25 protein-coding genes and 1 tRNA gene are annotated in these 23,390 nt (G+C 57.8%); 6 read left to right on the forward strand and 20 right to left on the reverse strand.

Annotation, left to right across the window (positions count from 1 at the left end):
• Window positions 1-14: 14 nt before the first annotated feature.
• The 16 genes from nuoF to AAHA39_RS09785 form a co-directional block, all read right to left on the reverse strand.
• A complete protein-coding gene (gene nuoF / locus AAHA39_RS09710; protein WP_042033539.1) occupies window positions 15-1,400 on the reverse strand; it encodes an NADH-quinone oxidoreductase subunit NuoF in 1,386 nt (461 codons plus the stop codon).
• On the reverse strand, window positions 1,397-1,939 hold the full coding sequence (gene nuoE, locus AAHA39_RS09715) for an NADH-quinone oxidoreductase subunit NuoE (RefSeq protein WP_071910629.1): 543 nt from the start codon (window positions 1,937-1,939) through the stop codon (window positions 1,397-1,399). Before nuoE ends, nuoF begins: the two co-directional genes overlap by 4 nt.
• 90 nt (window positions 1,940-2,029) lie before the next feature.
• Entirely contained in the window at window positions 2,030-3,835 is a 1,806-nt protein-coding gene (nuoC, locus tag AAHA39_RS09720; RefSeq protein ID WP_320655922.1) for an NADH-quinone oxidoreductase subunit C/D, read from the reverse strand.
• Between the two features lie 2 nt (window positions 3,836-3,837).
• Window positions 3,838-4,512, reverse strand: coding sequence for a NuoB/complex I 20 kDa subunit family protein (locus AAHA39_RS09725; RefSeq protein ID WP_033114527.1), 675 nt, complete (start codon window positions 4,510-4,512; stop codon window positions 3,838-3,840).
• A gap of 29 nt (window positions 4,513-4,541) precedes the next feature.
• Window positions 4,542-4,946, reverse strand: coding sequence for an NADH-quinone oxidoreductase subunit A (locus tag AAHA39_RS09730; protein ID WP_033114528.1), 405 nt, complete (start codon window positions 4,944-4,946; stop codon window positions 4,542-4,544).
• Between the two features lie 363 nt (window positions 4,947-5,309).
• Window positions 5,310-6,188 carry a flagellar motor protein MotB gene (locus AAHA39_RS09735; RefSeq protein WP_033114529.1) on the reverse strand — a complete coding sequence of 293 codons (879 nt, stop codon included), beginning with the start codon at window positions 6,186-6,188 and terminating at the stop codon, window positions 5,310-5,312.
• On the reverse strand, window positions 6,163-6,921 hold the full coding sequence (locus AAHA39_RS09740) for a flagellar motor protein (protein ID WP_033114530.1): 759 nt from the start codon (window positions 6,919-6,921) through the stop codon (window positions 6,163-6,165). The genes AAHA39_RS09735 and AAHA39_RS09740 overlap by 26 nt, the downstream gene beginning before the upstream one ends.
• A gap of 230 nt (window positions 6,922-7,151) precedes the next feature.
• Window positions 7,152-7,239, reverse strand: a tRNA-Ser gene (locus tag AAHA39_RS09745).
• A gap of 145 nt (window positions 7,240-7,384) precedes the next feature.
• Window positions 7,385-8,002: a TPM domain-containing protein gene (locus AAHA39_RS09750; RefSeq protein WP_320655924.1), complete on the reverse strand. Its 618-nt coding sequence runs from the start codon at window positions 8,000-8,002 to the stop codon at window positions 7,385-7,387.
• Window positions 8,003-8,023: 21 nt separating this feature from the next.
• Window positions 8,024-8,749: a TPM domain-containing protein gene (locus tag AAHA39_RS09755; RefSeq protein WP_033114532.1), complete on the reverse strand. Its 726-nt coding sequence runs from the start codon at window positions 8,747-8,749 to the stop codon at window positions 8,024-8,026.
• Window positions 8,746-9,351 (reverse strand): LemA family protein, encoded by a 606-nt coding sequence (locus AAHA39_RS09760; protein WP_043851512.1) that lies wholly within the window; start codon window positions 9,349-9,351, stop codon window positions 8,746-8,748. The genes AAHA39_RS09755 and AAHA39_RS09760 overlap by 4 nt, the downstream gene beginning before the upstream one ends.
• Before the next feature lie 44 nt (window positions 9,352-9,395).
• Window positions 9,396-10,133, reverse strand: coding sequence for a penicillin-insensitive murein endopeptidase (gene mepA, locus AAHA39_RS09765; RefSeq protein ID WP_320655925.1), 738 nt, complete (start codon window positions 10,131-10,133; stop codon window positions 9,396-9,398).
• The gene (locus AAHA39_RS09770) at window positions 10,127-11,008 is read right to left on the reverse strand and encodes an amino acid ABC transporter permease (protein WP_320655926.1); all 882 of its coding nucleotides are present in this window, start codon (window positions 11,006-11,008) and stop codon (window positions 10,127-10,129) included. The genes mepA and AAHA39_RS09770 overlap by 7 nt, the downstream gene beginning before the upstream one ends.
• Window positions 11,008-11,829, reverse strand: a complete 822-nt coding sequence (locus tag AAHA39_RS09775; protein ID WP_320655927.1) for a transporter substrate-binding domain-containing protein — start codon at window positions 11,827-11,829, stop codon at window positions 11,008-11,010. The genes AAHA39_RS09770 and AAHA39_RS09775 overlap by 1 nt, the downstream gene beginning before the upstream one ends.
• On the reverse strand, window positions 11,826-12,629 hold the full coding sequence (locus AAHA39_RS09780) for an amino acid ABC transporter permease (protein WP_042033525.1): 804 nt from the start codon (window positions 12,627-12,629) through the stop codon (window positions 11,826-11,828). The genes AAHA39_RS09775 and AAHA39_RS09780 overlap by 4 nt, the downstream gene beginning before the upstream one ends.
• Window positions 12,622-13,392, reverse strand: coding sequence for an amino acid ABC transporter ATP-binding protein (locus tag AAHA39_RS09785; RefSeq protein ID WP_320655928.1), 771 nt, complete (start codon window positions 13,390-13,392; stop codon window positions 12,622-12,624). The genes AAHA39_RS09780 and AAHA39_RS09785 overlap by 8 nt, the downstream gene beginning before the upstream one ends.
• 106 nt (window positions 13,393-13,498) lie before the next feature.
• Here AAHA39_RS09785 and AAHA39_RS09790 point away from each other — a divergent pair, with 106 nt between their 5' ends.
• Window positions 13,499-14,041, forward strand: a complete 543-nt coding sequence (locus tag AAHA39_RS09790; protein ID WP_320655929.1) for a hypothetical protein — start codon at window positions 13,499-13,501, stop codon at window positions 14,039-14,041.
• 216 nt (window positions 14,042-14,257) lie between these two features.
• A complete protein-coding gene (locus tag AAHA39_RS09795; protein ID WP_071910610.1) occupies window positions 14,258-14,539 on the forward strand; it encodes an RNA recognition motif domain-containing protein in 282 nt (93 codons plus the stop codon).
• Between the two features lie 71 nt (window positions 14,540-14,610).
• Here the strand turns inward: AAHA39_RS09795 and AAHA39_RS09800 are convergent, their stop codons facing one another.
• Window positions 14,611-15,510: an aldo/keto reductase gene (locus tag AAHA39_RS09800; RefSeq protein WP_216994461.1), complete on the reverse strand. Its 900-nt coding sequence runs from the start codon at window positions 15,508-15,510 to the stop codon at window positions 14,611-14,613.
• 124 nt (window positions 15,511-15,634) lie between these two features.
• Between AAHA39_RS09800 and AAHA39_RS09805 the strand changes: the two genes are divergently transcribed.
• The 3 genes from AAHA39_RS09805 (at window position 15,635) to ltaE (ending at window position 17,963) form a co-directional block, all read left to right on the forward strand.
• Window positions 15,635-16,042, forward strand: a complete 408-nt coding sequence (locus AAHA39_RS09805; protein ID WP_071910606.1) for a transcriptional regulator — start codon at window positions 15,635-15,637, stop codon at window positions 16,040-16,042.
• Between the two features lie 87 nt (window positions 16,043-16,129).
• Window positions 16,130-16,831 (forward strand): short-chain dehydrogenase, encoded by a 702-nt coding sequence (locus tag AAHA39_RS09810; protein WP_320655930.1) that lies wholly within the window; start codon window positions 16,130-16,132, stop codon window positions 16,829-16,831.
• 112 nt (window positions 16,832-16,943) lie between these two features.
• Window positions 16,944-17,963, forward strand: a complete 1,020-nt coding sequence (ltaE, locus tag AAHA39_RS09815; protein ID WP_320655931.1) for a low-specificity L-threonine aldolase — start codon at window positions 16,944-16,946, stop codon at window positions 17,961-17,963.
• 95 nt (window positions 17,964-18,058) lie between these two features.
• Here the strand turns inward: ltaE and AAHA39_RS09820 are convergent, their stop codons facing one another.
• Genes AAHA39_RS09820 through AAHA39_RS09830 form a run of 3 tightly spaced genes read right to left on the reverse strand, consistent with a single transcriptional unit; the run spans window position 18,059 to window position 20,515 of the window.
• The gene (locus AAHA39_RS09820; protein WP_033114543.1) at window positions 18,059-18,490 is read right to left on the reverse strand and encodes a PAS domain-containing protein; all 432 of its coding nucleotides are present in this window, start codon (window positions 18,488-18,490) and stop codon (window positions 18,059-18,061) included.
• An 8-nt stretch (window positions 18,491-18,498) separates the two neighbouring features.
• Window positions 18,499-19,521, reverse strand: coding sequence for a response regulator (locus AAHA39_RS09825; protein ID WP_043851470.1), 1,023 nt, complete (start codon window positions 19,519-19,521; stop codon window positions 18,499-18,501).
• Between the two features lie 55 nt (window positions 19,522-19,576).
• Window positions 19,577-20,515, reverse strand: coding sequence for a LysR family transcriptional regulator (locus AAHA39_RS09830; protein WP_041207450.1), 939 nt, complete (start codon window positions 20,513-20,515; stop codon window positions 19,577-19,579).
• 854 nt (window positions 20,516-21,369) lie between these two features.
• On the opposite strand from AAHA39_RS09830, the gene AAHA39_RS09835 reads away from it, so the two are divergent.
• Window positions 21,370-23,310 (forward strand): putative bifunctional diguanylate cyclase/phosphodiesterase, encoded by a 1,941-nt coding sequence (locus AAHA39_RS09835; RefSeq protein ID WP_320655963.1) that lies wholly within the window; start codon window positions 21,370-21,372, stop codon window positions 23,308-23,310.
• The last annotated feature ends 80 nt before the right edge of the window (window positions 23,311-23,390 follow it).

Here is a 23,390-nt window from a genome sequence, read left to right on the forward strand (position 1 = left end):
GATGCGCTTGGCGTTTACCAGCGTTCACCCAAGAGATTGGGCTGGATCCCTTTGACCGGCTTGCGGTTATCGCCGCTGCCCTTGATCCCCGCTTCGAACTCGGAGCGGAAATACTTGATCGCGCTGGCAAGCGGTTCGACGGCGCCCGGAGCATGGGCGCAGAAGGTTTTACCCGGGCCCAGGAAATTGCAGAGCTGCTCCAGCGTAGCCAGATCGCCTGATTGCCCCTCACCACGTTCCAGCGCGCGCAGCAGCTTGACGCTCCAAGGCAGGCCATCGCGACAGGGAGTACACCAGCCACATGACTCGCGGGCGAAGAACTCCTCCATGTTGCGCAGCAGGGAGACCATGCTGATGGAGTCATCCACCGCCATGGCGAGGCCGGTCCCCATCCGGGTGCCTACCTTGCCGATACCTGCGGTATACATCTGGGCATCGAGGTGCTCTGGCAGCAAGAAACCGGTTCCCGCGCCGCCCGGTTGCCAGGCTTTCAGGCGATAGCCGCTCTTCATGCCGCCGGCGTAGTTTTCGAACAGCTCGCGGGCGGTGATGCCAAATGGCAGCTCCCACACCCCGGGGTTGTTTACCTTGCCGGAGAAGCCCATCAGCTTGGTACCGTGGTCTTCAGAGCCCGGCAGCGCCAGCCCGTGATACCAGGCCACCCCGTTGCCGATAATGGCGGGCACGTTGCAGAGGGTCTCGACGTTGTTGACGCAGGTGGGTTTGCCCCAGACACCGGAAACGGCGGGGAAGGGCGGTTTGGCACGCGGGTTGGCGCGGCGCCCTTCCAGCGAGTTGATCAGTGCTGTCTCTTCGCCACAGATGTAGCGACCGGCGCCAGTGTGAACAAACAGCTCGAAGTCAAAACCCGAGCCCAGAATGTTCTTGCCAAGCAAACCGGCGGCTTTTGCCTCTTCTACCGCACGGCGCAGGTTGATGGCGGCATCGACATACTCGCCGCGCAGGAAGATATAACCGCGATAGGCTTTCAGCGCCCGGGCCGAGATGATCATCCCTTCGATCAGCAGGTGGGGCAGTTGCTCCATCAGCAGACGGTCTTTCCAGGTGTTGGGCTCCATCTCGTCGGCGTTACAGAGCAGGTAGCGGATGTTCATGCTCTCGTCTTTGGGCATCAGCCCCCACTTCACGCCTGTGGGGAAGCCCGCGCCGCCACGCCCCTTGAGACCGGCATCCTTGACGGTGCTGACGATCTCGTCCGGACTCATCTGGCCGAGCGCTTTGCGCACCGCTTCATAACCCTGCTTGGCCTGATACTCCTCCAGCCATACCGGCTGGCCGTCGTCACGCAGCCGCCAGGTGAGCGGATGGGTCTCGGCCGCACGCGGGGTGCGGTTGGCAGTGCCAAAGGAGGTGAGGATCTTGCTCTGTTGCAGGCTCATGGGTAAGCCTCCAGGGTTTTCAGCAAGGTAACGGGGTCGAGCCCGCCATAGGTGTCGTCATCGATCATGATGGCTGGCCCTTTGTCGCAGTTGCCAAGGCAGCAGACCGGCAGCAGGGTGAAGCGGCCATCGGCTGTGGTCTGGCCGGGTGCGAGGTTCATCACCTCCTTGAGGCCAGCCAGCAGCTCTTCGTGACCGTTGATATAGCAGACCATGCTGTCGCAAACGCGGATGACATGGCGACCAACTGGCTGACGGAAAATCTGGCTATAGAAGGTGGCAACCCCCTCCACGTCGCTGGCGGGAATGCCAAGTTCGGTGGCAATCGCTGAAATGGCGCCGTCAGGCACCCAGCCACGGGCCTGCTGCACTATCTTGAGCGCTTCGATGCTGGCAGCACGGGGATCTTCGTAATGGTGTTTCTCATGCTCGATGGCGTCGCGTTCAGCCTGACTCAGGACAAAGTCGTCCCGTTTGCTGCTGCAAGCCCCTTGCCCCTGCGGGGTCTGATTATTGTGACACTGACATTGCTGGCTCATGACTTGACCTTTTGTGGCTTGTCCTTTTACTGCGAGTCCTGTTGTCTCGTCATTGCGGGTCACTCGCCTTGGCGAGCAACCCGTGATGAGTTAACGGTCCACATCCGACATAACAAAATCGATACTGCCCAGATAGACGATGAGATCAGACACCATGCTGCCTTTGATCACCGAGGGGATCTGTTGCAGGTGAGCAAAGCTCGGGGTGCGGATCCGGGTCCGGTAGCTCATGGTTGAGCCATCGCTGGTCAGGTAGTAACTGTTGACCCCCTTGGTCGCCTCAATCATCTGGAACGACTCGGCTGCCGGCATGACCGGGCCCCAAGACACTTGCAGGAAGTGGTTGATCAGGGTCTCGATGTGCTGCAGCGTGCGCTCTTTGGGCGGCGGAGTGGTCAGCGGGTGATCTGCCTTGAACGGGCCCTCCGGCATGTTCTTCATGCACTGCTCAATGATGGAGAGGCTTTGGCGGATCTCCTCGATGCGAACGGTGGCGCGATCATACGCATCGCCGTTGCTGCCGACTGGCACTTCGAAGTCGAATTGATCGTAACCGGAGTAGGGACGCCACTTGCGCACGTCGAAGTTGAGGCCGGTAGCGCGCAAGCCCGCCCCCGTAGTACCCCAGGCCAGTGCCTGTTCGGTGGTGTAGGCGGAGACCCCGATAGTACGACCACGCAGAATGCTGTTGCGCATCGCGGCTTTCTCGTAATCCATCAGTCGCTTGGGCAGCCAGCTCAGCAGGTTGTCCTGGATCAGACGTTGCCATCCGTTGGGCAGGTCGTGGGCAACACCGCCGATGCGGAACCAGGCCGGATGCATACGGGCGCCGGTGATCGCTTCGATGATGGTGTAGATCTTCTGGCGGTCGGTAAAGGTGAAGAAGACCGGGGTCATGGCCCCGACGTCCTGGATATAGGTACCGAGGAACAACAGGTGACTCTGGATGCGGAACAGCTCCGCCATCATCACCCGGATCATGTCGACCCGCTGGGGCACCTTGATGCCGGCCAGCTTCTCGACTGCCAGCACGTAGGGGAGGTTGTTCATCACCCCGCCCAGATACTCGACCCGGTCGGTATAGGGAATGTAGCTGTGCCAGGACTGGCGCTCGCCCATCTTCTCGGCACCGCGATGGTGGTAGCCGATATCGGGCACGCAGTTGCGGATCTCCTCGCCATCGAGTTGCAGTACCAGACGGAAGGCACCGTGAGCCGAGGGGTGGTTGGGGCCGAGGTTGAGGAACATGTAGTCCTCGTTCTCGTTACCACGTGCCAGACCCCACTCTTCCGGTTTGAACAGCAGGTTCTCCTGCTCCATGTCCTGCTTGGCCGCATCGAGCATGAAGGGATCAAATTCGGTGGCGCGCGCGGGATAATCCTTGCGCAGCGGATGTCCCTGCCAGCTCTTGGGCATCATGATACGGGTCAGGTGGGGGTGACCATCAAAGGTGATACCCAGCAGATCCCACACTTCCCGTTCATACCAGTTGGCATTGGGGAAGTGGCCGGTGACGGTCGGCAGATGTAGATCGCTTTCGGCAAGCGGCACCTTCAGCATCACATCGGCGTTACGGTCAATGGAGATGAGGTGATAGAAAACAGTGAAGTCGCTTTGCGGCAGACCTTCACGGTGGGTGCGCAGCCGCTCGTCAGTGGCACTCAGATCGAAGAGCATCACGAACGGGGAGGGCACATTGCGCAAAAAGCTCATCACATCGAGCAGCAGCTCTCGGGCAAGCCAGACGACAGGCACGCCGGTACGGGTAGTCTGCACGGTGAAATGCTGCGCCCCGAAATGGGCGAACAGTTCACCAATGACCTTGGCATCCTTATGATCGGTGGGTTGCCACTGGGCCATTGCATAATTGCTGGGAAAATCGCGAGTCAGTTTCATGGTCAGATCTCATCCGGCGTGCGCAGGTTGGTCACATCGATGCGCTCGCCGCGCTTGCGGTCCTTCTCGGCTGGCATCTCGGGACGATAGATCCCCTGATCGCCAACCACCCAGGAGAGGGGGCGACGCTCCTTGCCGATAGAGTCTTGCAGCAGCATCAGGGCTTGCAAAAAGGCTTCGGGACGGGGCGGGCAACCCGGAATGTAAACATCAACCGGCAGGAACTTGTCGACGCCCTGAACCACTGAGTAGATGTCGTACATACCACCCGAGTTGGCACAGGCACCCATCGAGATCACCCATTTGGGCTCGAGCAACTGCTCATAGAGACGCTGGATGACGGGGGCCATCTTGATGAACGGAGTTCCGGCAATCACCATGAAATCGGCCTGACGGGGAGAGGCTCGGATAACTTCGGCCCCGAAGCGGGCCACATCGTGGGGTGAGGTGAAGGCGGTACACATCTCCACGTAGCAGCAGGAGATACCGAAGTTGTAGGGCCACAGGGAGTTCTTGCGACCCCAGTTGACGGCATTTTGCAACACCTCCTCGACCCGTCCCATCAGGATGCCGCGCTCGGCTTGCTGCATCAGAGGGTCATCGACGGTTTGGCTCTGCTCCTGGGGATAGCGTTCAACCGGTGCGTCCGGGTCTATCCGGGTAAGGGTGTACTTCATGGTGCAACCTCAAGGAAAGGGTCTGTGATTCAGTCACTGTTTTTGTTGTTCAGCTGCGGTTTGCGCGGCGACCACTCCAGCGCACCGATGCGCCAGAGGTAGACCAGACCGATCAACAGCAGACCGATGAAAATGGTGGCTTCAATGAAACCGACCCAGCCGCTTTCGCGAACGGAAACTGACCAGGCGAACAGATAGAGTGCCTCGACATCGAAGATGACGAAGAACATGGCGACCAGATAGAACTTGGCGGAAAAACGCAGCCGGGCACTGCCGACCGAGTCAACGCCCGATTCGAAGGGTTTGTTTTTGGTGCGGCCATGAGCACGGCCACCCAGCACGGCCGCGAGGCCGATCATCCCCAGGCAGAGGCAAATAGCTGCAATGACGTAAATGGCAAAAGCCCAATGTTGAACAGCAATATCAGCAAACATAGAGGTTTTCCCTAACCGAATTAATCATGCGGTGTAACAATGATGTCACGCATTATGACACTTTAGTACTGATTTACATGTCATTTTTATGGATTAATTATTAATCGGTTAAGTGGAAATTAAATTTTGTTACGGAGCTCAATTTTATTGAGAAAAATGTATGTAATTGACGCTGGTCAGATCAGATGACATGTCTGAAATTTGAGCTTTAGAAGGTTGATTATTATCCAGCGACAAGTGGCTGCATTTCTGTCTGGAATAGCCATTTCAAATAAGTGGCTATATGTCTGTGCTTTTTGAAAGGAGTAACCCGCCGCCCTGTATCAAGTCAGGGCGGTGGTTTTATGCGGAGGGTGTTATCGCTCAGGGTTTGAGCAGGGGAAGAGCCTGTTCGGCGGCTTTGCCTTGAGAGAGGGTGATCTCGACCCGGCGGTTGGCCTGCCGGTGATCTGCTGTGTCATTGGCATAGCGTGGCTGGGTATCAGCTACGCCCTGGGCAATAACCCGCTTGGCATCCAGTTTGGGATTGCCAAGCAGTGTCTGCACTATCGCGGAGGCGCGCAGTACTGACAGTTCCCAGTTGTTGCGGTAGAGCTCTACCGGAGCCTGTGAATCATCGGTGTGACCAGTGACGACTATGGCCCCCGGAATATCGGCAAGAATGCCCGATATCTTGTTGACCAGCGGTACAAACTGGGGCTGCAGAAATGCCGAGTCGGCCGGGAAGAGCGCCTTCTCGCCGATGCGGATCACCAACTGACTGCCAAGCTGCTCTACTTCCAGATCCTTGGATTCAATCTGTGCCTTGAGTTGCTGTTCAAGCTTCTTCTTGGTGACCTGAACCCACTCCTGCTCTTTGGTCTTGTGTGGCCAGGATTCGGTGGCGCTCGGCTTCTCCGAGGCGCCTATGGTCTCGTTGAACGGGTCAGATGCCGCCATCGGAGCATCTTTCTCCAGCACCGTCTCTTTCTTCGGGCTGCTCGGTGTGGTTTTGGATTCCGGCTCGAGGATGCCTGTCCCCCCCTGCATAACAGGTGAACCGGCGGGAGGGGAGACCAGACCAATTTTACCCAGCGACTCGATAAAGCCCTGGATCAGCACTCGGGTCTCGGACTGTTTGGCCATCGCAAAGGAGTAGAGCACCACGAACAGGGCAAACAGCAGAGTCATGAAGTCGGCATAGGAGACCAGCCAGCGTTCGTGGTTCTCTGGCGCTTCAGCCTTTTTCTTTTTGGCCACCATGACCTCCCAGATAGGGTTCGAGGGTTACTTGCAGTCTGGCTTGAGACTCGCCATCCACGATGCAAAGAATGCCGGTGAGGGTCATCTCCTTGTAGTGGCGGATCTGGTGAGCAAACGCCTTGTAGCGGTTGCCAAATGGCAAAAAGATGAGGTTGGCGGCTGATACACCGTAGATGGTTGCGATAAAGGCTACCGCGATGGCTCCACCGAGTTTGTCCGGGGCATCCAGCAAGCCCATTGCGTGGATGAGGCCGAATACCGCACCCACGATCCCCATGGTCGGGCAGTAGCCCCCCATGGCTTCATAGAATTTGACGGTTTGCTCGAGATCTTCCTGTTCAAATTCGATCTCGTTTTCCAGCACCTCATGGATCTTGGTCTTCTCGTAGCCATCGACCATCATCTGTACCCCTTTTTTCAAAAAGGGATCCTTAATCTCTTCAATCATCCCCTCAAGCGCCAGCATACCGCTGCGCCGGGCATTGCCTGCCAGAGTTTCGAGCAGCTGGGCTTGTTCCAGCATGTCGAGTTTGAGAGGGGCAAGCAGCCATTTGAATCGTTTCAGGCTGTTACCTACTACGGAGAAGGGAAACTGGGTCAGTGCGGCGCCGATGGTACCGCCGATTACGATAAGAAAGGCGGGCAGGTCAAGTAGCGCACTGGGATGGCCGCCCTCGATCATGTTACCGCCCAAGATGGCGATCAACGCCAGCACCAAGCCGATTAAGCTCATTTTTTACACATCCCTGAATGTTGATAATGGCTAGTTTAGCTATTTAAGTATCAGTTTTTCAAAATGATATCCAATCTGCGAGCAATAAATTAGAGCTCTGGCCAAGTCTGCATGGCATGGATATCGAGGGCGCTTAAAAAGCAGGCAGTGCAGGATAAATAATAGGGAAGATAGAGCGAGCAAGCAGTAGAAAAGCAAAAAGCCGACCCTGAGGTCGGCTTTTCTAAATTTGGCGGTGAGGGAGGGATTCGAACCCTCGATACGTTGCCGTATACACACTTTCCAGGCGTGCTCCTTCAGCCACTCGGACACCTCACCAAATTTTCGTTCGTTGCGCCGTTGCGCTGGAACGGGGCGTAATTTAGGGGAAATGGCTGGGCGGGTCAACCATTTTTCCCCTTATTTTTCATAATCTTTCTCGAGTGCCTAACCCTTGAACAGAAAGCCGTTTTTTTAATCCGATTCAGGGCTTGTCGAGGATGATCAGGCTGTCCGGCAGCTCGTTCTGGTCACGGGTTGCAGGGAAGGCGTCGGTCAGAATGGCGCTGGTGCGCTCCACACACTCCAGAAAACCTTGCTCGATCTCGTTGTTACGTACCCGCATCACGAAGTCGTTGATGATCTCCTGCCACTGGCTGTTATCGATATGCTGGGCAATGCCGTCATCCACCAGGATCTCGACATAGTGCTCGGCAGCCGAGACAAAAATGAGCACACCCAGACGATCGCGGGTGCGGTGCAGCCCCTGCTCGACAAATTGCAGGCGAGCCATCAGGGCGGCCCTGTGCTGGCGTAACTGTTTCGGGATCAGCCGCATCTTGATGGGTGTCCAGTGGAATAGCAGACTCAGCAGCAGCCAGACCGACCACTGCACCAGCAGGATCTCGTACCAGCCGAGCCAGAAGCCAAGCTGGAATACCAGCAGCGGGGTCAGCATAGCCAGTAGAGCGGCCCAGAGGGTGGGAATATAGCGATATCCATCGCTGGCCGGGGCCAGCACGGTCACCAGTTCGGCATCCGTGGCCTGTTCGGCTTGTCTGACCCTGGCCTGAAGCGTGTGATAAAACTGTTTGGAAATCATGTTGTCGTCTCTTAATCCCTGTTACCAACCACCAGAGGCACCACCGCCTCCAAAACTGCCGCCACCGCCGCTGAAGCCACCGCCAGAGCGGTTGCCAAAAGAGCCTGCTCCAAATCCCCCTGCCATGTAGGCCGAACGACGTCGCCCGCCTGGGCCACCGCCGCCGCCCCGCAGGTTATGGAGCACGATCATCGCAATTACCATCAGGATGAATAACCAGGGGCCACCGAGTTTGTCCTCCTTGCTGGCGTTGTCGGTCGGCTGATACTGGCCACCCAGCGCCTGCATGATGGCCTGACTGCCGGCAACGACCCCGGCCACCATGTCACCCCGTTTGAACGCTGGCAGGATCCGGGTCTGAATGATGTTGGCGGCAATGGCATCGGGCAGATCACCTTCCAGCCCATAGCCCACTTCGATGCGAACTTTGCGCTCGTCCTGAGCGATCAGCAGCAGGACGCCGTTATCCTTGCCCTTCTGCCCGATCCCCCAGTGCCGGCCCAGCTGATAGCCATACTCTTCGATGGTCTCGCCCTGCAAGCTGTCGACGGAGACCACGACCAGCTGGATGCCGCTGCGCTTTTCAAAAGCGGCCAGCTGCTGGGTCAGCTGGTGGGCCTGTTTGCGGGACATCAGACTGGCTTCATCCACGACTCGTCCGCTCAGCGTCGGGAAGTCCGGTGCTGCTTGCAGGGCACTGGCCCAGAGCAGCAGGCAGGGAAGAAACCAGCGCAGCATCATTTTCATTGGAAGCTCACCTTGGGCGCTTCATCCGCTCCGGGTTTGGCACTGAAGCTGGGTTTTGCCTCCAGATCTGAGTAGAGCATCTTGTGCCAGATCACTCCGGGGAAGGTGCGGATCTCGGTGTTGAACTGGCGCACCGCCTCGATATAGTCGCGGCGGGCTACGGCGATACGGTTCTCCGTCCCTTCCAGCTGGGCCTGCAGGGTGAGGAACTGTTGATCCGCCTTGAGCTCCGGATAACGTTCCACTACCACCATCAGGCGGGAGAGGGCGCTGGTGAGCTGATTTTGTGCCGCTTCAAACTCCTTGAGCTGGGCCGGGTCGCTCACCTGCAGGCTGCCAACCCGGGCGCGGGCATCAGTGACCGCCTTGAGGGTCTCCTGTTCATGGTTGGCATAGCCTTTCACGGTTGCAACCAGATTGGGGATGAGATCTGCCCGGCGCTGGTACTGGTTTTCAACCTGTCCCCACGTGGCCTTGACCTGCTCATCCAGCGTCGGGATGTTGTTCATGCCGCAGCCGGTCAGGCTCAGCAGCAGGGTCAGAGTCAGGAGGCTCTGCGTGGTTTTGCGCCAGATTGATATGGCCATCTTGTCGTTCTCCATCATTAATGGCTTGCGAAACAGGGAACCACCATAACAGCTTGGGGTCAGTTGCGACAACGCGCGGGCAGCACAGGCATCTTGTTGATACTGGACACCTTGGGCAGCTGAGGTTTGTCTTTCAGCCAAGAGGCCAGTTCGGCTCCGCAGCCGTTGCCGGGGGGAATAGGCGCTTGCTGCTCGCAATCAGGACTGCCCGCCGGGCAGTGCAGCCGCACGTGAAAATGGCTGAAGTGGCCAACCCAGGGGCGAAGCTTGGCAACCCAGGGTTCATCACCAGCCTGCTGGCAGACCGCCGACTTGATCACCGGATTGACAAAGATGCGGGCCACCTCGGGTTTGCTGGCCGCCAGCCGCAACAGGGTGAGCTGTTGCGGCCCGAAGCGGCCCGGCAGCATCTTGTAGCTGGGCTCGTCGATGAGCGCCCACTCCTTGGGAGCATCCTGCTCCCATTTGCTGATGGGGCGGTTGGCCATGCGAAACCAGATATCGGCATCAAGGCCGGTCTGGTGGCTGCGATGGCCGGTGGTAAAGGGGCCACCATGGGCCATCGCCAGATCGGCGATGTAGAGATCCGGCAATCCGGCCATCCGGGTCTGGTTGGCCAGTGTCTGCAGATAGTGGATGAGATCGGGATGGCCGTAGTAACGTAGCCGCTTGGTGCGGATCACCTGATAGCCAGGGCCCTCCAGCGGCAGTGCCATTCCGTTTTTGAGGCAGCCTGCGGTGTATCCGCCGATCGCTTCGGCTTGCAACACAGTAGCCAGTAACAGGGACGTCAGCATTTGCGTGCTCCTTGTCTTGCTTCGAGTCGGCTGAGCAGAATAAACAGACTCAAACATATCAACAAATAGGCAGCCGCCACCAGCAGCCAGATCTCGTAAACCAGCCCGCTCGAGTTGGCCATCTCGGTACCGACGAAGGTGAGCTCCTGCACCGAGATAAGCGAAACAATGGCCGTATCTTTCACCAGTGCGATGAGCTGGCCGGTGAGGGGAGGCAACATCAACAGCATCGCCTGCGGCAGGATCACATGGCGCAACCGCACCCAGGGGGATAACCCGAGGCTGTGGGCCGCTTCCCACTGTCCTTTGGGGATGGCGGCAAGACCGGCGCGGACGATCTCGGCAACGAAGGCGGCGCTGATCATGCCGACGCAGAGGGTACCGGAGATGAGGTTCTCCCAGCGAGCCGGCGGGCCAAACAGCACTTCCAGCCAAGTGGGAAATGAGATGTTGCCGAGCCAGCTTGAGAGACCACTCGCAGGCAACAGTTGGTTGGCGATAAAGAAGTAGAAGATGAAGATAAAGACCAGCGGCGGCAGATTGCGGATGAGCTGGATAAAGAGGGTGGCTGGCAGCACCAGAAACGGGCGGCGACTGAACGCCGCCACGCCCAGCACAGTGCCGAGAAGCAGCGCCAGCACCATGCCAAGCAGCGCGATACGCAAGGTAGTAAGCAGACCGCTGAAAAAGTAGGGCATCTCGCCATGGGGGCCATGCGTAAAGAGCAGCGCGAAGGCATCGTGCCAGTGCCACTCATAGGCGACCCCGATGTGGATGCGGCTGGCCAGCCAGAGTCCCGCCAGTGCCAGCAGTAGCACTATGACTCCGTCCAGCCAGCTGAATCGTTTGATAGTTCGGCTTATCAAGCGTTGCATCAGGGGTTGGCGACCTGTGATTCCCATGCCAGCGACTTGAACCAGTAGTCGTGACGGGCCTTGAGCCAGCCATCGGCCTGACGGGCGGCGATCCACTCGTTGAACTGTTCGGCCAGCGCGTCATCCCCCTTGCGCAGGGCAAACCCCTCATCGCCCTGAGCCAGCTGCTTGGCAAAGGGCATGAACAGGGCATCGGGGTGGCGCAGCGTCTCCTGCTCCGGTTTTGGCGAGGAGGAGAGAGCGCCGTGGGCGCGACCGTTCAACACTTCCTGAAATACCTGAGATTCATCGTCAAACTGGCGCAGGGTTGCCTTGGGGAAGTTGGCCTTGGCCACCTGTACTGGCGATGCGCCCCGGCGTACCGCCAGGATCACCCCGCGCTCGTTGAAGTCGGCAATGGTTTTCTTCTCTTTGGCCAGCGTGCTGGAGGCGGCCAGCTGGACGCCCGAGTGGGAATAGGGGTGAGTGAAGCGCACGCTCTTCTCCCGTTCCGGGGTGATGGTGAGGCCACCGATGATGACGTCGTACTTTTTCGCCAGCAGGGAGGGGATGATGCCATCCCAGGCGGTGGGTACAAACTCCACTTGCCAGCCGAGATCGGTGGCGAGGCGCCGGGCGACATCGATCTCAAAGCCGATAAGCGCCCCTTGCTTGTCTCGCATCGCCCAAGGGGCGAAGGTGGACATGCCGACCCGCAGGGTGCCGCTCTGCTCGATTCGGGCCTGGGTAGCGGAAGGGGCCGTGTCTGCATGTGCCGGTGTCAAGAGGGTCGCCAGCAGCAGGGCGGCACCCGATAGCGCGGTTTTGATGGAAATCGTCATGATTGGCGTCCTTGTTGTTCCGGATCCAGATGCCGGGCGAGCAGCCGGGCACAGCCGGAGAGGGTCAGCGTTAACAGCAAATAGAGGGCGGCTACGGTGAACCATACCTCGAAAGTCAGAAATGTATCGGCCACCAGAGTACGCCCTTCGTTGGTCAGATCGAAGATGGCGATAACGCTGACCAGTGCCGAATGTTTGATCAGCGATACCAGCTCGTTGGTGAGGGGCGGCAGCGTGATACGCACCAACTGCGGCAGGATCACCTTGCGCAGGGTAATGGCCCGCGACAGGCCGAGGGTGCGCGCCGCCTCCCACTGGCCTTGGGGGATCGCCTTGATCCCCGCCCGCAGCACTTCGGCGGTGAAGGCGCCCTGATAGAGAGAGAGACTCAGCACGGCGCAGGTCAGTGGCGCCAGCCCCAGCATGGGGCCGAGCAGGAAGTAGAGAATATAGAGCTGTACCAGCTGTGGTGTGGTTCGCACCAAGCCCAAATAGGTGATGGCAAGCAGTGGCCCGAGTCGGGAGGGGAGCAGACGCAGACTCACCACGCAGATCCCGACCACCAGCGTACCGAGCAGACTGAGCAGCGCGACCTGCAAGGTCACCAGCAAGCCGTTTAGCAGGGGACCGGCATAAAATGTCCCTTCATCCCACTCGCCTAAAAAAGGCAATACCCGTGGCCATTGCCACTCATATCCCATCGCTTGCGCACCGCTATATATGCTCCAGCCGAGCAGCAGAGAGAGCACAAGAGTGCCACAGAGCCAGCCGAGCAGCCGCACGGGTTTTGCGTTAGTCATGGTAGCTGAGTACCTGCTCCAGAAAGGCTCTGGTTCGCGGCTGGGCCGGGTTGCCAAACAGCTGGGCGGGTGGCGCCGATTCGATGATCCGCCCCTCGTCCATAAAGATGACCCGATCGGCCACCTGGCGGGCAAAGCCCATCTCGTGGGTAACGCAGATCAGGGTCATGCCTTCGTCCGCCAGCTCGCGGATCACATCCAGCACTTCGCGGATCATCTCGGGGTCGAGGGCCGAGGTGGGCTCGTCGAACAGCATCAACTCTGGCTGCATGCAGAGAGAGCGGGCGATGGCGACCCGTTGTTGCTGACCGCCGGAGAGCTGGTGGGGGTATTTGTCAGCCTGTGCCTGAATGCGTACCCGCTCGAGCAAGCCGAGGGCGCGATCCCGCGCTGCCTGTGGCGACAATCCCAGGGTATGCATCGGTGCCACCATCAGGTTTTCCAACACCGTCATATGGGGAAAGAGGTTGAATTGCTGAAATACCATGCCGACCCGCCCCTTGAGGCGGCGCACATAGGCGGGGCTTACCGGTTCGCCAAAGAGGGATAGCTGGCCGCTATCGATCCCCTCCAGCCCGTTGATGGTACGGATCAGGGTCGATTTGCCGGAGCCCGAGGGGCCGCAGATCACCCACTTCTCTCCCCGCTCTATGGTGAGGTCAATCTGATTGAGGGCTTGAAAGTCGCCGTAGAATTTGTTGACGCCACAAAAGCGTACGCAGGGTTGCGAGCTGAGCAAGGAGCAGGTTCCACTGAGAATCATTTACGCCATGGTATTGATTTTATAGGAGGATGACAAAGAAAAGCCCCTTGTCAGCCGCGCTATGGCTATTCACAATGGCGCCATTTCGTGATGACAGGAGCTTTTCATGCCTATTACATCCTTGCTGGCCAACAAGCAGGTACAACTGCTGATGCCGCCGGCACTCAGCTATCGCTGCGTCATTTTTCTGCTGTTGCTGGTGAGCTGGAGCGTGGTGGCGGTCTCCTTGTGGGATGGTCGGGAGGGGATGACGCTGCTCAACTGGGTCGGTACCCTCTTTGGCGGCATCATAGCGCTGATGGTGGCCCTGCCGCGCAGCTGGCAACCGTGGCGGCTGGCAGAGCTTGGCTGGGATGGAGCTCACATCTATCTGCTCAATGGCAACAAGAACGAGGCATTGGCTGTGCCGCGCAGCCAGCTGGTTGCTCTCGAACAGGAGCGGCGGGTAGGCCACGATGGCCAGTGGCTCGATTTCAGTCTGGATCTGCAGTTGAGCGAGCCTGAACTTGCCGCTGCCGTGGCACTGCTGGATCTCAAGGCGGGTGAGCTGCATCTGGTCAGCCCCTCTGTCTATCGCTTCGGGTTTAAACGGGCTTGGCATGGCCGTCGTGCTCTGCTGCGGCAGCTGGCGGCGTTACAGCCAGCCTGAACAGACTATTTTCTCGACAATTCCCGGTAAAGCTCGGATACTGCCAGTGACTCGAATTGATCTTGTCTGCACTGTTCACCCAAGAGATCAATCACTTGAAAACAGTGTGGAGAGAGCCACGGCATGAAGCCATGGCAGGGCTGGCATAGGGGTTGTGCCCTTACCGTTATGCTGGTGATTGCATAGAGAAGGCACCTTGAATCGAGAGTGGATGGCATGAAGATTTACGTAGGTAATCTGTCGTACCGCATGACGGCCGACGAACTGAAAACTCTGTTCAGCCAGTTTGGACAGGTCGACAAGGTTGATATCATCATCGACCGCGATACAGGCCAGTCAAAGGGGTTTGGTTTCATTGAAATGCCGGCCAACGCTGACGCTGAAAAGGCGATTGCGGGCCTGCATGGCACTGAAGTTGGTGGGCGCACCGTAACGGTCAACCAGGCCAAACCGAAGACAGATGCCCCCCGTGGCCGCCCTCAGCAGCGCCATCGCTAAGGTGCCTCAGTAATGCAAAACGGCATGGGTTATCCCCATGCCGTTTTTGTTTCTGCTGGCTTTCGCCCGGATCAGGGTACGTCGTAACCGAGCGCAGCCTTGCGAATGCGGAACCACTGTTGACGATCAAGTTTGATGGACTCCGATGCAACGGCGGCAGCAATCCGTTCCCGCTTGCCTGAACCGATCAGTGGCAGCGGCTGGCTTGGCAGCATCATGACCCAGGCATAGACCACCTGTTCGATGGTCTGGGCCCCCACTTCAGTGCGGATCCGCTCAAGCTCAGCCCGCAGCGGCTCGCAAGCGTGATCGTTGAACAGCCGGCCACCGCCCAGGCATGACCATGCCATCGGTTTGATATTGAGCTGTTGGCATTGGTCCAGAGTGCCATCGAGCGTCCCCTCCTGATGCAGCGGCGAGATCTCCAGCTGATTGGTTACCAGCGGGAAGGGGAGGCGGGATTGCAGCAGTTCAAACTGGCGCGCGGTGAAGTTGGAGACACCGGCATGCTTGATCTTGCCAGCCTGCTTCAGGGTGATGAAGGCATCGGCTACCTCATCGGCGTTCATCAGGGGATCCGGACGGTGGATCAGCAGCAGATCCAGATAGTCGGTGCCGAGTTTGTGCAGCGAGGCGTCGGCACTGGCGATGATATGGGCCTTGCCGGTGTTGTAGTGGTTGAGAGCGTGCTGCGGTTTGGCAGTGAGGGCGATACCGCATTTGGTGACGATCTCCATCCGGTCGCGCAGGGAAGGCTCAAGACGCAGGGCGTTGCCAAAGGCCTCCTCGCACTGGTAGCCACCGTAGATGTCGGCGTGGTCGACAGTGGTAACGCCCAGATCCAGATGGTATTTCATCAGATCGAGCAGGGCGGCCGGGGTGAGATGCCACTCCATCAGGCGCCAGTACCCCATGATGATGCGGGAGAAGGTGGGGCCTTGCGGATGCAGGCTGACGCGGGATACAGACATGGTTGACTCCTTGAAAGGTCAGAAAGATAAATTGCGACTGCCGGCATCTTGGCCCTATGTCGCTGGCAAAGCAATAATGTGGGTTGGCACGGTTCGTACTTTAGTTCTGATTGGAGAGTGATAGATGGATGGGTTTGCCGAGCGGCTGCAGAGTCTCATCGGAGAGGGGAGCATCAGCGCCTTTGCCCGTAAGGTAGGATTGAGCGAGGCGCTGATCCGCAAGTACCTGAAGGGGGCCGAGCCCGGGTTGGCGCGGGCCAACCAGATTGCGATGGGGGCCAACTGTTCGCTCGAATGGCTGGCAACCGGCTGCGGTTATCTCTATCGACAGGCTGAAGTTGTGGATAGAGAGGCGCTCGGGGCGGCGCAGCAACTGCTCCAGGAGCAGCAACCCGAGGTCGTGCTGCCGGATGAGGAGGCGCTGGTGATCCTGCTCGCTTACTACCAGTTTTTGCGCACCCATAAAAAGGGCGACGGTTTTCTCGATCTGGCGCTGGCCCGCGAGTTTGGTCGGCACATTGGAGAAGCTTAGGTGGGTTAACGAGCTGTGTTCAGGCCGGGTCACGGGCCGCGATTATTCTGATACGCTCTAAACAAATTCATGAACCAGGGAATGGCGATGAGTTATCTGATCCTCGGAAGCGGTGCGCTTGGCTCGGCGCTGGCAAGAGAGCTGATGGCAAGGGATGAGACTTTTCTGCTGGCTGGGCGCGACTATCCAAAAGGGCTTCCTGTCGGATCCTTTTTCCCGCTGCAGGAGGTTGACGTCATCTCGTTTGATGCGCTGTTTACGACCTATGATGTGGATCCGCTCCCCTCCGTCGTCATCAACACCATAGGCCTGCTCCATGATGCCCGCTCCATGCCGGAGCGACGGGTGGAGGAGGTAGTGCCCAAGTGGTTGTGTGACAGCCTGCTGGCCAATGCCTGGCCAACGCTGGCTTTGGCGGCGCGCCTGAGCAGGATGATGAAGGGTGATCACCAGGTCTGGCTCTGTGCGATCTCGGATCTGGCGGGCTCTATTACTGCCAACGAGTCGGGGGGGCGTTACAGCTATCGGATGAGTAAGGCGGCGCTCGATATGGGGGTGAAGACCCTTGCACTTGAGTGGGCGGGGCGTTTTGCACAGGCGGGTGTGATTGCGGTCGCGCCCGGCTTGATGGACTCTCCGATGAATGCTCCCTTTCTGGCTGAACTGCCTGCAGACCAGCTGCAGGATCCTGCCGAAGTGGCGAGCAAGCTGCTCAACCTGATCGATGGCTTGTCTTTGTCTCAATCGGGTCAGCTACTGGATCTCAATGGTCAGCAACTTCCCTGGTAAAGGGAGTTGCATGGCTATCTGTGCCCCCGTTTACCTCACATAATCCGGCCTCTCCCCTTGCCAAACAGGGGGGCCATGGCTAACGTCACTCTCCTGTTTCAGGAGGGATCTCATGCGCTATATCGATTTACGAAGTGATACGGTTACCCAGCCGACTGATGCCATGCGTCAGGCCATGCTCCATGCCGAAGTCGGTGACGATGTTTACGGCGAAGATCCGAGCGTCAATGCGCTGGAAGCATATGGGGCCAAGTTGCTTGGCAAGCAGGCTGCTCTGTTTGTGCCATCGGGAACCATGTCCAATCTGCTGGCGGTCATGGGCCATTGCCAGCGGGGTGAAGGCGCCATTCTTGGTGCTGGCGCCCATATCTACCGGTTTGAAGCGCAGGGGAGTGCGGTGCTCGGCTCTGTGGCGCTGCAACCGCTGCCCATGCAGCGTGATGGCACCCTGGCCTTCGACGACATCAAGGCTGCTCTGGCGCCAGACGATGCACATTTTGTCCAGACTCGGCTTATCTGTCTTGAGAACACCCATAACGGCAAGGTGCTACCACTCTCCTACCTGCAAGAGATGGGAGCCTTCGTTGCCAAGCATGGTCTGAAACTGCATCTCGACGGGGCCCGGCTGTTCAATGCAGCCGTTGCCAGCGATATCCCGGCGGAGGTTATTGCCGCACCGTTTGACAGCATCTCGATTTGTCTTTCCAAGGGGCTGGGTGCGCCGGTGGGATCTCTGCTGGTCGGTGATCGTGACTTTATCGCCCGGGCACGTCGTCTGCGCAAAATGGTAGGTGGTGGCATGCGTCAGGCGGGGATGCTGGCACAAGCAGGCCTGTTTGCCCTCGAGCAACATGTTGCGCGCCTGGCTGATGATCATCGCCGAGCCAAACGGTTGGCCGAAGGGTTGGCTGCGCTGCCGGGCATTGAGCTCGATCTCTCGCTGGTACAGAGCAACATGGTATTTCTGCGCCTTGCCAAAGGGGAGCCGGCACAGCTGCTCGCTTTTATGAAGGAGCGGGGCATTCTCTTCTCCGGTTATGGCGAGCTGCGGCTGGTGACCCATCTGCAGATCAATGACGACGATATCGAAGAGGTTATCGACGCCTTCACCGAGTATCTCGGGGCACGTTAATAGCGCTTGGTGATACTGACTCTCGTTTATAGCGGGGCTTGTTCATATCGAAATAAAACAGGGCGCCACGGCGCCCTGTTTTATGAGCCGCACGCTCAAGCCTGTCGCTGGCCGCTCATCAGCATGGCTTCATCGGTGGCATCGTAGATCATCACCGCGATGTGGGTCACCTGACCACCGAAATCGGCGAGTGGCACCAGAGTCAGATTCTGGAACATATGGGGTGCCGAGCCGGTGATGGGGCGGTAGTTGGAGAAGCGCAGCAGATAGGGTTTCTGTTCCCAGGTGCTGAAGGCGCGGTTGTTCAGCTTGAATACCATATTGGCCTTGCGCTCGAACCAGGCCCGATCCACATCGGGGAATAGGTCGAACAGCACGCCATCACGGACTTCGCCTGCCAGCCGTCCGCTGTGGCTCTCCATAAAGCCGTTCCACACCTGAACCTTGTACTCCTTGTCGAGCACCACCAATCCGACGTCCAGGTTCTGGACTATGTTCATCAACCAGTGAAATTCGCGGATTTCCATAGTCACTCCTAGAGCATGTGCATGATTTTGTTGTTCATGGTGGCGATGGAATCTTCGGTAAACAGCAGCAGCAGATCGCACTGTACCGCGTAATCCTGGATCCGGTAGTTGATCTCGATGGCCAGCGTGCGGCGCCAGCGGCTCTTGTTGGTGTTGATGAGCTCGTTGATGGGTCTGTGCTGGCCGAGTACCACCGGATGGCCCTGACTGAAGGGGGTGTCGAGCTGGTTGGCGTAGCCGCGCAGGAAGGCACCGATCAGCACGTTGGCGGTATCCATCAGCAGCTCCAGCTCAGCAGTGCGATCCAGCGTTCCCTGATGGTTCATCAGCTTGGCCAGATCCTTGAAGCTGGAGTCATGGAACAGGATCAGCGCTTCGCCGGCGATCCCCGCTCCGATAAAGCCCTGACAGACGGCGGAGAGGGTATCCGAGTCGGCGGCGGCAGAAAGTGCCATATGCAACTCTGATACTTCCAGCACGTTGACGTTGGGGATCGGCAATACCACGAAGGCGTTGAGCAGCCGGGCCAGCAGGTCGGCTGCCTGGCCCATGGAGACGTTGGCCAGCTCCTGATAAACGTCGCGGATCTCCGGAGTGATCTTGACGCCTGCATCGGCGACGACGCCACCGGTTGGCGCCGCAGCCGTTGCGGCCGTGTTGCCTGGCTCTGCACTCCAGAAACCGTGCTGTTTGAGCAGGGCAAGCAGGGTTTCGGGGGCCGCAGGTTTCTTGATGAAATCGAGCGCACCCAGCCCCATCACCCGTTGATAGGCCTCTGGCTGGATGTCGCCGGAGACGACGATGACCTTGTTGCGCAGCCCTTCCCGCTGGAGGGTCTCCAGCACGCCATAACCATCCATTTCTGGCATGGTGAGGTCGAGAAAGATGAGGTCACCATGGCCCATCAGCACCTGCTCGATCCCTTCGAGACCATTGGCTGCATAGTGCAAGTCGACTTTCCAGTCGGCGGGGAGGGCCCGCGCCAACTGTTTGCGGGCGAACCCGGAGTCATCACAGATCAATACATTCATGGTGTTAGGCAGGCTCTGTTGGCAAGGAGTGCTATTAAGTGTGGCCCGCTAACGGTCAGATGCAATGGGTGAGGGTATCACCTTGTGAAAATTGATTGTCCCACTGTCTGTTGCGATAGCGCGCGGAATATTTTTCAACAAATTCAGCAAACATCTTAACACGCAACGGGGCGAACTGGTGCTGGCAGCAGAGCATGTAGAAGGGGCGATTGCCGGTTTGCCAGTCGGGCAGCACCGGGCGCAACTGCTCATCCTGCAAGAAGCTATGCACGTAGTGGAGCGGGGCATTGACGATCCCGAGGTGGCGTCTGGCGGCACGCACGGCCGCCTGGGTCTGGTTAACCGCCAGCTTGGCCCCCCGTTTGATGCAGACAAGCTGCCCCTCTTTGTCGGTCAGCTGCCAGTGCTGGTGAGGCCAGCAGTAGATGAGATCGTGCTCTTCCAGCTGATTGGGGTGGGCTGGAGTCCCTTTTTTGGCCAGATAGAGCGGTGAGGCAAAGAGCCCGTACTCGATGTGGCCAAGACAGCGCGCATTGGGCAGTGATTGGGGCAGCTCACCGTTGAAGAAGACCAGATCCCGGTCGTTATCGAACAGGTGCTGGTGATCGTTGGTCTGGGAGATCTCGAATTGCACCGCGGGATAGTGCAACCCGAACTCGGCCAGCATATCGATCAGGATGGTATTGGAGAGGGCGATGGGCGCAGCAATCCGGATAATGCCGGAGATGTCGGCCTCTTTGCCCCGGATCTCGCCGGTGGCCTGTTCGATTTCGCCAAGCGGGGTGCAGAGGCGCTCATAGTAGCGCAGCCCCTCGTCGGTCATTCGAAGTTTGCGGGTCGAGCGGTGTAGCAGGGAACATCCCAGATGCTCTTCAAGCTGGGATATGCGTCGACTGATGGTGCCTGTTGGCATGCCCAGTGCGGCTGCGGCGTGGGAGAAACCTCCCTCTTGCACCACCTTGACGAACAGGTAGAACTCTTCGATGTGCTTCATAAACGCTGTTCTTGGTGTAACAAGGGGGCCACCTTAAAAAGAGCATTCAGGGTTGGCAAGCGTAATTCAGCGTTTAATTGATCTGGGTTCGATTTCTATTGATACTATTTTGTTACTCACTTATAGGTAGTGTGAAGGCTGGCTGCTGGTCCGGGCAGGAGAGGTTAGTTTCGCAGGGTGCTGATTGGCGATACAAGGAGGTGCTGATCTGAAAAACAGCCTTATCTCTTGCCAGAAACTGCAACCGGTGGGTGACAGAGGGGATGATCGCTCCCTCTGGTCGGCTATTTTCCGTTGCAAGAAAATGTGAGCCAGGTCATATATTTGCAGTTTTGTCTCTTTTCAAACATCACCTGAATTTATGAACCGACATTTTGCCGTCATTGCTTCATTTTTGCACATGCTGGCGTCTTTTTGTCTGTTTAACCATCCGCTTGGTTAATTAATGAAAGTTTTATCGCAGAGTAGAGCGAGAGTTATTGTTTTTGATTAGTTTATTGATAGTAAAGATATTGTATTGAATTGAAAAATTGACCTGTATGGTCTCGAGTGAGCAACTCTTAGTGCTTGTTTTATCTGAGAAAAAAAGATAAAAATCGAGCAGACAATGTTTTTTGACAGAGTGAGCTTCGGATTGCGTCATTGTCAGTAATTCAAGATATGCAGCTCTGTCGTCGATATATGAAATGGTTTTCCTGCTCTTGACCAGGTTAGTGAGATACGAGTCGAGAGATATTTGCATCTTGCATTCTGCCTGTAGCAGCTTGCGTGATCCGTTTTCCGGTGGCCAGTGACCCTTCCGCATGAATGACATTAACCAGATGAATACGCTTGATGAACGGTTACTGAAAACCATGGACGTGCTGCATACACCGATCTGGGTGTATGACATCGAGCATCACCATATTTTCTGGGCAAACCGTGCCGCACTCTTGGTGTGGGAGGCTGCCTCCCTCGACGAGTTGTGCGCGCGGGATTTCTCTGCCGATATGGCAACCGCCATCGATCTGCTGCTGCAGCGCTATCTCGGCGATTTTCAGCTGGGGCGCAGCTACAACGAGTGGTGGACCCTCTCTCCAAAGGGGATCAAAAAGCAGATTTATCTGCGTCTTTCCGGGGTGCAGATCGCGGGGCGTTTGATGATGATGACCGAGGCGGTGCTCGACTCGGATACCCTCTATCAGGAATCTTCTCTGGCGACTGGCGATACCCTGGCCTGTCTGTTTGACAGCAAAGGGGCGTTCGAGAGTGGCAATTACCACTTCGAGATGTGCTTTGGCCACCGGATCACCCAGCTCTCCCAGGTTTTTGCCAACAAGGATGGCGGCTTTTACCAGAAGCTGTCCCGTCTTGATGAGGTAGTAACCGAGGGGGAGTGCCGAACCCTCAAGGGGATGCGCTGGTTCCAGTATCAGTTCCGTTATATCCAGCAAGGGGCGCGGATCCTGCTCACCATGCGGGATATCACCGATCGCAAACTCGAAGAGCTGGAGCATCGCCACCTTGCCTGGCACGACTCCCTGACCGGATTGCTCAACCGCTATGGCTTGATGAAATCCCTCGAGGCCTATTGCGGCCTGGGCGAGCGTTTCGCGCTGGTCTTCATGGATCTGGACAACTTCAAGCTGGTCAACGACAACTACGGCCACAAGGCGGGCGATCGCCTGCTGGAGCGGGTCGCCGGTCGTCTCAAGCAGATTTGCCCGCGAGACGTGGAGCTGGCGCGCCTTGGCGGGGATGAATTTACCGCGCTGGTGCCGCTTGGCAGCAACGGCGAACGGGCTCAGGAAATCGCCGATCAGATGCTCTCCCAGATGACGCGCCCGCTGCAACTGAGTGGCCTGCCGGAAGTGACCATTGGCGGCAGTATCGGTATTGCCATCTATCCCGATGACGCGGATGACGGTGACAACCTGATCACCCGGGCCGATATGGCCATGTATCAGGCCAAGCAGATGGGACGGCTGCGTTGGCAGCGTTTTACTCCCAGCATGCAGCAGACCCTGCAGCGCAAGTTGAACCTCAAACAGTTCCTGGCCAAGGCAATTGGCCGACAGGAGCTGAGTCTCTGTTACCAGCCGCAGGTGGATACAGCAAAAGGCGCGCTGATTGGCTACGAAGCGCTGCTGCGCTGGTACAACCCGATACTCGGTCATGTCTCGCCTGTGGAGTTTATTCCGCTGGCCGAGGAGATGGGGCTGATCCGCGAGATCGGCAGCTGGGTGCTTGGCACCGCGCTGGCTCAGGTGGCGCAGTGGGAAAAGCAGTTTGGCAAGCGAGTGCCCGTTTCGGTGAACCTCTCCGGTTTCCAGCTCTCTTCCTCGTTGCCGGTGCAGGTGCATCAGCTGCTTGAGCTGTATGGCGTTGAGGCATCGCTCCTGACTCTGGAGCTGACCGAAACCGTATTGATGCTCGATATGAAGGGGTGTCTCGGTATTCTGGATGCCTTGAGTGATCAGGGGATCAATATCGCCATCGACGACTTCGGCACCGGCTACTCGTCACTGGCCTACCTCAATCGGTTGCCTATCGACACCATCAAGCTGGATCGCTCCTTTGTGGTCGGGCTCAATCTGCCGGTGATCCGGGCGACAGCCGCCATGGCCACCAGCCTTGGTCTCGGCATCATGGCCGAAGGGGTAGAGGAGCCACATGAGCTTGATGCACTGCAGACTCAGGGGTGCCATGTGTTCCAGGGCTATCTCTTCAGCAAGCCGCTGACTGTGGCACAAGTCGAGGAGAGCGGCTTTGTGGTCGAGTGTCCGGTAGGGCGTTATCCACTGGTCAGCATTTGAATGGCAGGATAGTGAATGTGCGTCAGGCCACAATTTGGCATTTTATATTGAATTAATTAATCTAAATTAATCGATTCTTT

It is taken from the genome of Aeromonas sp. SE22, assembly GCF_038739755.1.
GTDB lineage: Bacteria > Pseudomonadota > Gammaproteobacteria > Enterobacterales > Aeromonadaceae > Aeromonas > Aeromonas jandaei.